Here is a 12,515-nt window from a genome sequence, read left to right on the forward strand (position 1 = left end):
CGCTGTCGTCCGCCACGCCATGTCCTCCGCCTCCGCTCCGACCCGCTTCCTGACCGGCATCACCACCACCGGCACGCCGCACCTGGGCAACTACGTCGGCTCGATCCGCCATTCGGTGCGATTCAGCCAGCGCCCGGATGTGCAGAGCTACTACTTCCTGGCTGACTACCACGCGCTCATCAAGTGCGACGAGCCGGCGCGCATCCAGCGCTCCACGCTGGAGATCGCGGCCTCCTGGCTGGCCTGCGGCCTGGACCCCGAGCGCGTCACCTTCTACCGCCAGTCCGACATTCCCGAGATCCCGGAGCTGACCTGGTTCCTGAGTTGCGTGACCGGCAAGGGCGTGCTCAACCGCGCCCATGCCTACAAGGCCGCGGTGGACCGCAACACTGCCGCCGGCACCGACCCGGATGCAGACGTCAGCATCGGCCTGTTCATGTACCCGGCCCTGATGGCGGCGGACATCCTGATGTTCAACGCCCACAAGGTGCCGGTGGGCCGCGACCAGGTGCAGCACATCGAGATGGCGCGCGACATGGCGCAGCGCTTCAACCACCTCTACGGCGAGCACTTCACCCTGCCCGAGGCCGAGATCGACGACGCCGTCGCCCTGCTGCCGGGTCTGGACGGCCGCAAGATGAGCAAGAGCTATGGCAACACCATCCCGCTGTTCTCCTCGCGCGCGCAGCTGCAGAAGCTGATCGCCGGCATCGTGACCGACTCGCGCGCTCCCGGCGAACCCAAGGACACCGAGGGCTCGGCCCTGTTCCAGATCTACCAGGCCTTCGCCACCGCCGAGGAAACCGCGGCACTGCGCAAGGCCTATGCCGAAGGCATCGCCTGGGGCGACGCCAAGCAGGTGCTGGTCGAGCGCATCGATCTCGAGGTGGCCCCGCTGCGCGAGCGCTACGAGGCGCTGATGGCCGAGCCCCAGCGCATCGAGGACACGCTGCGCGCCGGCGGCGAGAAGGCGCGCATCCTGTCGCGCGCACTCACCGCACGGCTGCGCGAGGCCGTGGGCCTGCGCAACCTCGGGCAGCTCGGCGCGGCCGCCAGCGGCACGCCGAAGGCCGCCAAGGCCGCACGACCCAGCTTCAAGCAGTACCGCGAGCGCGACGGCCAGTTCCATTTCAAGCTGCAGGACGCCCGCGGCACGGTGCTCCTGCAGAGCCGGGGCTTCGCCTCGCCGCAGGAGGCGGGCCGCGCCATCGCGCAGCTGCAGACGGGCGGCGAGCCCGCCCTCAACGCGCTGGCTTCGCAGCTCGAGCCGCTGGACAATGCGGGCCTCGCAGCCGTTCTGGCAGCACTGGCCGTGCTGGCGGAGTCGGCGGCCGAATCCGCCCGCGCGTCCTGAACCCGCCCCTGCCCCGACGGACGCCGCCTTCCGGCCCTCTCCCGACACGCACACCATGAGCATCTACGTCATCGACGACCACCCCCTGATGCGCGAGGCCATCGTCATGGTCCTGCGCCGCCTCCGGCCTTCCGAGAACGTGGTCGAACTCGACCGCCTCGACAAGCTGGCCAATGCCGTGGAGCACCACGGCATGCCCAAGCTCTTCTGCTTGGACCTGAAGCTGCCCGATGTCACCGGCGTCTCGGGCGTGCTCGCGGTCAAGGAGTCGTATCCCGACATCCCGGTCGCCGTGTATTCGGCCTCGCCCGCCGCCGACATGGAAGAGGCCTGCATCGAGGCCGGCGCCGACATCTACATCGAGAAGTCCAGCGGCTCGGCCGAGCTTACGGCCGCCCTGCGCGGGCTGCTGCTGGCCGACGACGGCGACCTGGAGCCGCCGGCGCCCACCGGCAAGCTCTCGCGCCGGCAGACGCAGCTGATCGCCATGCTGGACCAGGGCCTGTCCAACCGGGACATCGCCACCCAGCTGGAGATCAGCGAGCACACCGTCAAGGTGCACCTGTGGCGGCTGTTCCGCCGCCTGGGCGTCAAGAGCCGCACGCAGGCGCTGCACCATGCCCGCAGCCACGGGCTGCTGTCGAATCTTCGCTGACCCCCAGGCTGCGCGCTTCGCGCTCCGCCTCCCCCCTTGCAGGGGGCGCACTCGGCGGCCCGGCGAAGCCGGTTCCGCGGGGCTTCGCCAACCCCCAGGCTGCGCGCTTCGCGCTCCGCCTACCCCCTTGCAGGGGGCGCACCCGGCGGCCCGGCGAAGCCGGTTCCGCGGGGCTTCGCTAACCCCCAGGCTGCGCGCTTCGCGCTCCGCCTCCCCCCTTGCAGGGGGCGCACCCGGCGGCCCGGCGAAGCCGGTTCCGCGGGTGCCCCGGCTTGGCCTGCTCCGCGGCCATTGGATCAGGGGTGATGCCGGAGCCTGCCGGCGATGGACGCGTGAGCTGCGCTCGATGCGCCACGCCACCGTGACGGCTCTGCACTGAGGGACTTGCCGCGGCCTGGTGGAGGCCGTCCGGCAAGCGCAAGTCAGCCCACGGCGTCCGACATGCGGGCCTGGGCCTCGGTCTCGTCGGCGTCGGTGAGGAGGACTCGGAAGACGCTGCCGACGCCGACGCGGGAGCGCACGCTCACCGGATGGCCCAGCGCATGCGAGAGGCGGGCCACGATGGCCAGGCCCAGGCCGAAGCCATCGGAGGTGCCGGCGTCGTGGTCGGCCACCTTGTAGAACTCCAGGAAGACGTCGCGCAGGTGCTCGCGCGGGATGCCGATGCCGGTGTCCCACACCTCCACCCGCAGCCCTTCGCGGGTCTGGCGCGCGGCCAGCAGCACCCCGCCCTCGTGCGTGTACTTGATGGCGTTGGACAGCAGGTTGCCCAGCATGCGCCGCACCCGCACCGGGTCGGTCAGCACCGTGCCGGGCACGATGTGCACCCGGAAGCGCAGCCCCTTGGCCTCGGCCACCGGACGGTACTGCAGCTCGAGGTCGCGCAGCAGCTGGACCACGTCCACCCGCTCGATGTGCAGTCGCACCTGGCCCGAGTCGATGCGCGCCAGGTCGAATAGGGAGTCGAACAGCACGTTCACGGCCTGGGTGGCGCCCGAGATCTTGGGCGCGATCTCGTGCACCAGCTCCGGCTCGTTGCGCAGCCAGTCGGCGTACAACGACAGCGCCAGCACCGGCTGGCGCATGTCGTGGGCGGCGCTCGCCAGGAAGCGGTTCTTCATCGCCACCGCCGAGACGGCCGCCTGCCGCTGCTGGGTGAGCGAGGCGATCAGGATCTTGTTGTGGAAGAGCAGCTCGAAGCTGTTGCGCGCCGTCTCGTAGATGCGCCGGCCGGCATGCAGCAGCAGCCACCAGTGCAGCGCGGGCAGCAGCGTAAACGGCAGGCCGAACTGCAACCCGCCGATACCGACCTCGGCGATGCGTACGCCCATCACCAGCAGCATGGTGCTGAACAGCGCCCCCAGGTAACGGCGCAGCACCGGCGGATGCAGCGCGATGCTCACCACCGGGAAGGTGGCGGCACCCGCCACGATGAACCAGCAGATGAACTGGTTGACCAGGGGCACGCGCTCGAAGAAGAGGTACGCCGACATGCCCCACACCACGCCGCTGGCGCCCCAGAGGTGCCGGTAGCGGTGGATGAAGTGCTCCTGCGCGTCGGCGTCGCGGCCTTCGAAGCGCTGGCGGTACACGTACTCGAAATGCACCCGCGCGACGGACACGCAGATCACGCAGAAGACCCAGAACAGCGCGAGCCACCAGGGCACATCGCGCCAGCTGAGCGACACGATGATCGGCGTGAGCACCGCCGCCAGGATGTAGTTGCCCCGCGCCGCCCGCATGAGCGACCGAACCAGTTCGCCGCGGACCCAGCGGTCCGCCTCGTCGCCGGAAACGGGCGAGGGCGTCATTCCCACGAGGGACGAATGGCGCCATCCGCCTAACGACGTCACCGGAGCATCCATGTGCTGCTGTTGGGCCAGAAAGAAAAAAGCCCCGTCGAGGGGCCCCGAAGGCACCGCCGGACCAGGCGTTGACCGCCCGGCAGGTACCTCCCACATCGCCGTGCGAGGGTCGCTCGGCGCGGGCGCTAATGTAGCACCGCCCCCGACGGCTGGCTCACCCGGATGCCGCCGCATCGGCCAGGTCCTGCATCAGCACGGTGCCCAGCTGGCCCAGCGGCAGGACCCGCGCCGCCGCGCCCAGCGCGATCGCCTCGCGCGGCATGCCGAAGACGACACAGCTGGCCTCGTCCTGGGCATACGTCGCCGCCCCCGCGCGGCGCAGGGCCAGCAGGCCCGCTGCACCGTCGCGCCCCATGCCGGTCATCAGCACGCCGCTGGCGCGGCGGCCGATGAGGCCTGCCGCGCTGTCGAAGAGCACGTCGACCGAGGGGCGGTGCCGGTTCACCGGCGCCGTCTCCAGCAGGATGGCCTCGAGCCGGCCCTGGGCGCCGCGCCGAACCGCCAGATGGTGGCTGCCGGGCGCGATCAGCACCTGGCCGGGCAGCAGCGTCTGGCCGTCCTGCGCCTCGCTGACCTGCAGGGGCAGGTGGCGGTCCAGCCGGTCGGCGAAGCTTCGGGTGAAGCCAGCCGGCATGTGCTGCACCGCCATCACGGGCGGGCAGTCGGGCGGCAGCTGGGCCAGGAAATGCAGCAGCGCCTCGGTACCGCCGGTGGAGGCACCCGCGACGATCAGGCGCTCGCCGCGCCAGCCCCGCCCGCCGGTCGCGGCGGCGGCCGCCGTGCGCGCGGACAGCGGTGCCCTGCCGGTCACAGGCCCAGACGCTGCAGGCGCCACCGCCGGCGGTCCGGCGTCGGCACGCACCCGCCCGGCGGCCTGCACCGCCTGCCGCAGTGCCTGGCAGATCGCCTCGCCCTCGTCCTGCAGGCCCTGCGCCACGCCCAGCCGCGGCTTGGGCAGCACGCCGCAGGCGCCCAGCGCTCGGGCCTGCTGCACCACCTGCGCCTGGGCCTCGGTGGGCGTGGCCACGATCAGCACCGGCAGCGGCGGGCCGCCGGCCAGCTCGCGCAGGAAATCCAGGCCGTTCATGCCCGGCAGCTGGATGTCGAGCGTCAGCGCGTCGGGGGCCAGCGCGGCGATGCGGGACCGCGCCGCGGCGGCGTCGCCGGCCGTGCCCACGGCCTGCATGTCGGGCTGGGCGTCGATGATGGCGCACAGCACCTGGCGCACCAGCGCCGAGTCGTCCACCACGAGGACGCGCAATGGCCGGGTCGGCATCAGTCGAACAGCTCGATGGCACCCGCCACCGGCGTGCGGGCCAGACTGGCCTGGTAGAACTTCTCGTGGCTGGCCACGTTGGCGGGCAACGCGTCGTTGAGCCGCTTGACGCGGGCCTCGCCCGTGCGCGGAAAGTACGCGACCTTGCGCGGGCAGGTGTCCGCCAGGTCCTGGGCACGCACCACGATCCGCTCGGTGGCCAGGAAGTCGAGCACGAAGCGGGCATTGCGGTGGCCGATGTTGACCTGGTTCATGCCCGGGATGACGTTGGCGCCACCGAAGACCTTGGCCTCCAGCCGATGGCGCCGGGCGCCGAGCTTGACCAGCTGGTTGATCAGCACCTCCATGGCGTAGGTGCCGTAGCGCGCCGGCGCCGAATCGGCGCTGCCGGTGGCGGGGCCGGCGTCGGGCAGCATGAAGTGGTTCATGCCCCCCACGCCGCGCTCGGCGTCGCGGATGCACGCGGCCACGCAGGAGCCCAGCACGGTCACCAGCACGATGTCCTCGGCGGTGGCGTGGAACTCGCCAGGCAGCACGCGCACGCCGCGCCGGCCGAAGACGGTCTCGTAGTGCAGCGTACCGCTGCCGGCGGGATGCAGGTCCAGGCTCATGGACGGGCTCCGGTTTCGCGCGGGCTGTCCGTGCTCATGCGGCGGCCTTCACGCGCTCGTACACCGTCTGCGCGCGCAGGCGGAACAGGTCCGAGGCGGACATCAGGCTTTCGGAATGGCCGACGAAGAGCAGACCGTCGGGCTCCAGCACCCGGGCGAGCTTGCGCAGGACCTGGTGCTGCGTCGGCTTGTCGAAATAGATCATCACGTTGCGGCAGAAGATGGCGTCGAAGGTGGGCAGCGCCGGCCAGTCGGGCGCCAGCAGGTTCAGCGGCTCGAAGCGGAGCAGCGCGCGCAGCTCGGGCCGCACCCGCGCCTTGCCGGCGTTGGGGCCCGTGCCGCGCAGGAAGTAGCGCTGCAGCTGCTCGGTATCGAGCCGGTCCAGCCGCTCCTGGTCGTAGATGCCGGCCTCGGCCGTGGCCAGCACGCGCGTGTCCAGGTCCGTCGCCAGGATCTCCAGCGGCGGGCTCAGGCTGGCCCAGGCCTGCGCCGTGGCCATGGCGATGGAGTACGGCTCCTCGCCGGTCGAGGCAGCGCAGCTCCAGACCCGCAGCGGCCGGTTGCGCCGCAGGCCCCGCAGGTGGCGCACCAGCACCGGGAAATGGTGCGGCTCGCGGAAGAAGGAGGTGAGGTTGGTGGTCAGCGCATTGATGAACTGCTCCCACTCCGGCTGGCCGGCGTCCGCCTCCAGCGTGTCCAGATAGTCGCGGAAGCGCTCGATGCCGCAGGCGCGAAGCCGGCGGGACAGCCGGCTGTAGACCATCGCCTCCTTGCTCTCGGCCAGGGCGATGCCGGCGCGGGCATGGATCATCCGCCGCACGCGCGCGAAATCGGCCGGGCCGTAGTCGAACTCTCGGGGGGAGGACGCGGTCGCCGCCGGGGGCGACGCCAGGCTGCTGCGGCTCACTTCGCCACGTGCGCCAGCAGCGCCTCCAGGTCGAGCAGCATGACCATGCGGTCCTGCAGCGTCGCCAGGCCGGTGATGCACGACAGGTCCACCGCCGCCATGTCGGGCCGCGGCTGGATCTGCTCCGCGGCCAGCGTCACCACTTCCGAGACGCCGTCCACCACCATGCCGATCACCTTCGCGCCGACGTTGACGATGATGACCGCGGTGAAGCGGTCGCAATCGGCCAGCGGCAGTCCGAATCGCAGCCGCAGGTCCACGATGGGCACGATGGCACCGCGCAGGTTGATCACGCCGCGCACCGCCGGATCGGCCTGCGGGATGCGGGTGACCGGCTCGTAGCTGCGGATCTCCTGCACCTTCAGGATGTCGATGCCGTAGTGCTCGGTGTCGAGCCGGAAGGTCAGGATGCCGGTCTGCGCCATCTGGATGGCAAGTTCGGCGGCGGGGGAAGCAGGTTCGGCAACGCGCATGTCGGGCCTCAGGCAGGAGCGGTTTCGGAGAGGGAGGACGCGGCCTCCGGCAGCGGTGCGAAGCGGCCGGCCGAAGCCGCCAGCCGGCCCAGCCCCGCCGCATCGAGGATGAGGGCGACGCGGCCGTCGCCCATGATGGTGGCGCCCGAGATGCCGTCCACCTTGCGGTAGTTGGCCTCCAGGCTCTTGATGACGACCTGGTGCTGGCCCAGGAGCGCGTCCACGAAGAGCGCCACGCGCTGGCCGTCGGTCTCCAGCACGATGAAGATGCCGTCGGGCCCCGGGGCCTTGCTGCCCGGCAGGCCCAGCACCTCGTGCAGGGCCACCACGGGCAGGTAGCGCCCCCGGATGCCCAGAACCCGGCCCGCACCGGCCACGGTGCGCACGGCGTCGCCTTCGACCCGCAGCGATTCGACGATGAAGGCCAGCGGCACGATGAACACCTCGCCGCCGCAGGCCACCGACAGGCCGTCCAGGATGGCCAGCGTGAGCGGCAGCCGCACGGCGATGCGCGTGCCGCGGCCCTTCTCGCTGTGCACGTCCACCCGGCCGCCCAGGGCCTGGATGTTGCGGCGGACCACGTCCATGCCCACGCCGCGTCCCGACACGTCGGTCACGGCGGCGGCAGTGGAGAAGCCGGCCTCGAAGATCAGCGACCACACCTGCGCGTCGGTAGGCTGCTCGGGCACGGCCATGCCGCGCTCGCGCGCCTTGGCGAGGATGCGCTCGCGGTCCAGACCGCGGCCGTCGTCCGCCACCTCGATCACGATGCTGCCGCCTTCGTGGCGGGCGCTCAGCGTGATCGCGCCCGCGGCCGGCTTGCCGGCCGCCACGCGGTCGGCGGGCAACTCCAGTCCATGGTCCAGGCTGTTGCGCACGAGGTGGGTGAGCGGGTCCACGATGCGCTCGATCAGGCCCTTGTCCAGCTCGGTGCCCTCGCCTTCGAGCCGGATCTCGACTTCCTTGCCCAGGCGCTGCGCCAGATCGCGCGCCAGGCGCGGGAAGCGGTTGAACACGGCGGAGATCGGCATCATGCGGATGGCCATGGCGGCCTCCTGCAGACCCCGGGTGTTGCGGTCCAGCAGGTCCAGGCCCGAACGCAGGCGCTCGACCTGCTGCGGCGTCTCGCTCTGCGCGTGCTGGGCCAGCATGGACTGGATGATGACCAGCTCGCCCACCAGGTTGATGATCTGGTCGACCTTGTCGACGCTGACGCGGATGGAGCTCGATTCGTGCAGCGCCGCGGCCGGCGAGGCCGGGGCACCCGCTGCCATGGCAGGCAGGACGGGCGCGGCCGCCGGCGCGTTCGCCTCCGGCGGCGGCGGCGGCGGCGGTGGCGGCAGGAGGGGCGCCGGATCGGCCGCAGGCGCCGCCGCCTCGCGTTCGGCTCCCCCGCCCGGCTCGTCGTCGAAGAAGCCGAAATCGACACCTTCGCCTTTGATCTCTCCGGCCTGGGCCGAGGCCGCGTCCACGGCGGTCGGTGCCGAAGCAGGTGCCGGTGCCGGTGCGCACGCCTCGGGCGTCATCGGCGGCGTCCCGGCGGTGTCCGCCAGCGCCGCCAGCCGCGCGCGCACGGCCTCCACGTCCGCGGCCGGCACGGGCGGCTGGCCTTCGAAGGCCGCGATCTGCGCCCGCATCACGTCATCGGCCACCAGCAGCGCATCCACGATCTCGGGCGTCAGCGCCACCCGGCGATCGCGCACGCGATCGAGCAGCGATTCGGCCACATGCGCCAGGCGCGTCACCTCGTCCAGGCCGAAGGTGGCGGCGCCGCCCTTGATGGAATGCGCCGCGCGGAACAGGGCATTGAGCGTCTCGCCGTCCACCTGCTGCGGGTCCAGGGCCAGCAGCAGCGACTCCATCACGTCCAGGTGCTCGCGGGCCTCTTCCACGAAGATGCCGACGAATTCGCCGAGGTCCACTTTCATCGCCGTGCCCTTCCGCCGGCGCAGTTCACGCCAGCACCTTGCCGATCACCGCGATCAGCGTCTGCGGATCGAAGGGCTTGACCATCCAGCCCGTCAGGCCGGCTGCGCGGCCGGCCGCCTTCATCTCGGCGCTGGACTCGGTGGTCAGCATCAGGATGGGCGTGCGCGCATGGGCGGCCTGCCCGCGCAGCCGGCGGGTGAAGGTCAGGCCGTCCACGTTCGGCATGTTCTGGTCGGTCACGATGGCATCGACGTGCACACCGCCGGCCAGCTTGTCCAGCGCCTCGGCGCCATCGGCGGCCTCCACCACGGCGTAGCCGCCCATGCGCAGCGTCATGGCCACCATCTGGCGGATCGAGGGGGAGTCGTCCACGGTCATCACGGTCTTGTTCATGGCGTGTGTCGCTCCCGGCCTCAGAAGGATTCCCAACCGGCGTCCGCGCCGGCCGCGGCCAGCGCGGGCGTGGGGGCGGAAAGGCGCCGAGCCGGCGCTGCCTTGGCCCGCACGGGCGAGGCGCTGGCGGCGACCTTTGCCGCAGCCGCACGTGGCTTGCGCGTGGGCGCGGCCACCGGCACCACGGCATCGGCACCGAGGCGGAACACCGCCACGCTGCGCACCAGGTGCTCGGCCTGCTCCTTGAGCACGGCGGCCGCGGCCGACAGTTCCTCCACCACCGCCGCGTTCTGCTGGGTGGCCTGGTCCATCTGCACCACGGCCTGGCCCACCTGGGCGACGCCCAGGCTCTGCTCGCGGCTGGCCGCACTGATCTCGCCGGCCACCTGGGCCACGCCGCGGATGGCGCCGACCACCTGGTCCATGGTGCTGCCGGCCTGATCGGCCAGGGCCGAGCCGTGGGCCACCGTGTCCACACTGGCGGTGATCAGCGACTTGATCTCCTTGGCGGCCTCGGCGCTGCGCTGGGCCAGCGCGCGCACCTCGCTGGCCACCACCGCGAAGCCGCGGCCCTGCTCGCCGGCGCGGGCGGCTTCGACGGCGGCGTTGAGCGCCAGGATGTTGGTCTGGAAGGCGATGCCGTCGATCACGCTGATGATTTCGGAGATGCGCCCCGCGCTGTCGGCGATGCCACGCATGGTCTGCACCACCTGCGCCACGACGGCGCCGCCCTCGGCGGCCACCTCGGAAGCGCGGGTGGCCAGGTCGCTGGCGCGCTGCGCATGCTCCGAGTTCTGGCGCACGGTGGTGTTGAGCTGTTCCATGGAGGCCGCCGTCTCCTCCAGCGCCGAGGCCTGCTGCTCGGTGCGTGCCGACAGGTCGCTGCTGCCGGAGGCGATCTCCCGGCTGGCCGAGGCCAGCCCGTCGGCATTGCGGCGCACCTCGCTGACCACGGCCGCGAGCTTGCCGCGCATGGCCTCCAGGCTGTGCAGCAGGCGCGCGGTCTCGTCGCGGCCCTGGACCTCGACGCGCACGGTCAGATCGCCCGCGGCCACCGACTCGGCCACCCCCGAGGCGCCGGCGATGGGCCGCGTGATCGAGCGAGTGACCAGCACCGAGCACAGCCCGCCGAGCAGCACCGCGACGATGCCGCCCGCGACGATCATCCACTCGCTGCGCTGCAGGCTTTCCAGCGTGAATGCGCGGTGGCGGCTGCCCGTGTCGCGGATGTCCTCGGTCACGCGATCGAGCGCGGCCAGGTAGGCCTCGCCATGCGCGATGAGCGAGCGTTCCTCCTCCATCGTCATGACGCGTCCTCCCGCCTGGGCGGTGAACAGCTGCTCGCGCATCCGGGTGTAGGTCCCGCGGTCGGCCACCACGCGGGCGATGTGCTGGCGGGCCTCCTCGTCGTCGGCCATGTCGGCCACCCGTCGCGCCGTCTCGCCGATGCGCTTCGAGGTCGCCTCCGTCTCGCGGGAGAGCGTCTGCACATAGGCCGCGTCGCGGCTGTGCAGGATGGCCAGTGCCCGCACCATGTTCAGGCGGATGTCGGCCGCCCACTGCTGCGCGAGGACCTCGCGCTCATGGATCACCGTCGCCTGGTAGTCGATGGCCTGGCGCAGGGCCTTGAGCCGTGACACGGCCAGGGTCGCCACCAGGCCGGTGACGATCAGCACGAGGAGGAAGGCGACGGCGAGCCGGCTGCCGGTCTTGAAATTGGTGAGGCGCATCGCAACGCTTTCGGTTCAGAAGAATTCGTGGGAGCCGGCACGGCCCTTGCCGTGTGCCGGAAGAGAAGCCCCGTGCGCGTCGCCCCAGGCCATGGCCGCAGGCCACACGGCGCAGGAACGGTCCGCACCGGGGCCGGCGTCCGCGACGAGGCGCATGGCCCGCGCGAGCTGCGCATGCCGCCGCTCGGCGGCCTGCAGCAGCTGGCCGAGCGTGTCTTCGGCCTGCAGCGCGACCATGACCTGCTGCAGGGCGTCGCGCGCAAGGGCTTCGGGGCCGGGACGCAGGCCGGCCACCTGCACGAAGCCCGCGCGCAGATCGCCCATGGCCTGCGCCAGCATCGCGCTGGCCAGGGCGAGTTCACGGGCACCGGCCTCCAGCTGCAGCGCCATCGCCTCGGCAGTGGGCGGGCCGCCCGCGGTGCCGGGAGACGAAGCGTCGCCGGCAGCGGGCAGCCCCAGGGCCACGGGCAGGGGCGTGCTCATGCCACGCCCCAGAGCCCGAGCAGGCCTTCGCCGTAGCCGTCGATCTCGACCTGGAAGAGCGCCCGGCGCATGCGGGCACCGGCCGGCGGAAGCAGCGCGGCAGCAGCGTCCCCGAAGCCGGTCTGCAGCAGGGTGAGGCGGCCGGCGTCGTCACGCACCATCAACCGGGCCCCGACGTTCAGCACCTCGGCGAAGTTCTCGCACAGGGTCTGGTCCAGCGAGCCGGCACGCACGCGGTCGTCGGCCGCATCCGCCGGCACCAGCGACAGGGCGGCCGCCATGTGGGCAGCCAGCGGCAGGTCGGCCGCCATCCAGGCCAGCGGCGTCTTGTCGCCGCCGTGGTAGCTGCCGGCCGCCGCGAAGCGGCAGCGCGTGGCCACGGGCTGCGTGGACACGTCCACGCCGCGGCGCAGCAGCAGGGACAGCGAGCGCTCCAGCTGGGCCGTTGTGGGCAGGGTCAGCATCATGGCGTGCCTTCACTCCAGGATGTCGACCAGCGCCACCCGGAAGTCCTCGGCGCTGAAGGGCTTGCCGATCAGGAAGGCGGCACCGGCGTCGAAGGCCTGCTGCTGCATCTCGGTGCTCACCTCGGTGGTGACGAAGCCGAAGGGCGTGGTCGACTCCTCGCTTCGCAGCGCCTGCAGCAGCTCGATGCCGTTCATGGTCGGCATGTTCCAGTCCGAGATGATCAGCTCGGGCGATTCGGCATGGGCAGCCTGCAGGGCCTGCTGACCATCGGCCGCCTCGACGATGTGGTGGCCGCGGAAGCCGGCTTCGCGCAGCATGTGGGCAATGACCTGCCGCATGGCACGGCTGTCGTCGGCAATCAGGATCTTCAT

At 71.9% G+C, this 12,515-nt stretch carries 13 protein-coding genes; 2 read left to right on the top strand and 11 right to left on the bottom strand.

The genetic code is table 11. The features are described from left to right. Window positions 1-19: 19 nt before the first annotated feature. Together BXA03_RS13085 and BXA03_RS13090 are read left to right on the top strand one after the other, a co-directional pair. A complete protein-coding gene (locus tag BXA03_RS13085; RefSeq protein WP_076508312.1) occupies window positions 20-1,354 on the top strand; it encodes a tryptophan--tRNA ligase in 1,335 nt (444 codons plus the stop codon). Window positions 1,355-1,409: 55 nt separating this feature from the next. Continuing rightward, entirely contained in the window at window positions 1,410-2,009 is a 600-nt protein-coding gene (locus tag BXA03_RS13090) for a response regulator transcription factor (RefSeq protein WP_076508315.1), read from the top strand. 422 nt (window positions 2,010-2,431) lie between these two features. On the opposite strand, the gene BXA03_RS13095 is transcribed toward BXA03_RS13090, so the two are convergent. The 11 genes from BXA03_RS13095 to BXA03_RS13145 form a co-directional block, all read right to left on the bottom strand. Beyond that, window positions 2,432-3,820 carry a sensor histidine kinase gene (locus BXA03_RS13095; protein ID WP_234983674.1) on the bottom strand — a complete coding sequence of 463 codons (1,389 nt, stop codon included), beginning with the start codon at window positions 3,818-3,820 and terminating at the stop codon, window positions 2,432-2,434. Between the two features lie 208 nt (window positions 3,821-4,028). Then, complete coding sequence (cheB, locus tag BXA03_RS13100; protein WP_076508321.1) at window positions 4,029-5,150, bottom strand: chemotaxis-specific protein-glutamate methyltransferase CheB; 1,122 nt, start codon at window positions 5,148-5,150, stop codon at window positions 4,029-4,031. After that, window positions 5,150-5,761 (bottom strand): chemoreceptor glutamine deamidase CheD, encoded by a 612-nt coding sequence (gene cheD / locus BXA03_RS13105; protein ID WP_076508324.1) that lies wholly within the window; start codon window positions 5,759-5,761, stop codon window positions 5,150-5,152. The genes cheB and cheD overlap by 1 nt, the downstream gene beginning before the upstream one ends. A gap of 34 nt (window positions 5,762-5,795) precedes the next feature. Then, entirely contained in the window at window positions 5,796-6,668 is an 873-nt protein-coding gene (locus BXA03_RS27180) for a CheR family methyltransferase (RefSeq protein WP_234983675.1), read from the bottom strand. Further along, on the bottom strand, window positions 6,665-7,093 hold the full coding sequence (locus BXA03_RS27185; RefSeq protein WP_076508550.1) for a chemotaxis protein CheW: 429 nt from the start codon (window positions 7,091-7,093) through the stop codon (window positions 6,665-6,667). The genes BXA03_RS27180 and BXA03_RS27185 overlap by 4 nt, the downstream gene beginning before the upstream one ends. A gap of 56 nt (window positions 7,094-7,149) precedes the next feature. Next, window positions 7,150-9,069, bottom strand: coding sequence for a chemotaxis protein CheA (locus BXA03_RS13120; protein ID WP_076508327.1), 1,920 nt, complete (start codon window positions 9,067-9,069; stop codon window positions 7,150-7,152). A gap of 25 nt (window positions 9,070-9,094) precedes the next feature. Then, window positions 9,095-9,463: a response regulator gene (locus BXA03_RS13125; protein ID WP_076508330.1), complete on the bottom strand. Its 369-nt coding sequence runs from the start codon at window positions 9,461-9,463 to the stop codon at window positions 9,095-9,097. Between the two features lie 20 nt (window positions 9,464-9,483). Beyond that, window positions 9,484-11,193, bottom strand: a complete 1,710-nt coding sequence (locus BXA03_RS27495; protein WP_076508333.1) for a methyl-accepting chemotaxis protein — start codon at window positions 11,191-11,193, stop codon at window positions 9,484-9,486. Window positions 11,194-11,208: 15 nt separating this feature from the next. Next, a complete protein-coding gene (locus BXA03_RS13135; protein ID WP_076508336.1) occupies window positions 11,209-11,676 on the bottom strand; it encodes a hypothetical protein in 468 nt (155 codons plus the stop codon). Next, complete coding sequence (locus tag BXA03_RS13140) at window positions 11,673-12,143, bottom strand: hypothetical protein (protein WP_076508338.1); 471 nt, start codon at window positions 12,141-12,143, stop codon at window positions 11,673-11,675. Before BXA03_RS13140 ends, BXA03_RS13135 begins: the two co-directional genes overlap by 4 nt. Window positions 12,144-12,152: 9 nt before the next feature. After that, window positions 12,153-12,515: a response regulator gene (locus tag BXA03_RS13145; protein WP_076508341.1), complete on the bottom strand. Its 363-nt coding sequence runs from the start codon at window positions 12,513-12,515 to the stop codon at window positions 12,153-12,155.

It is taken from the genome of Pseudacidovorax sp. RU35E (assembly GCF_900156165.1).
Taxonomy (GTDB): domain Bacteria; phylum Pseudomonadota; class Gammaproteobacteria; order Burkholderiales; family Burkholderiaceae_C; genus Xenophilus.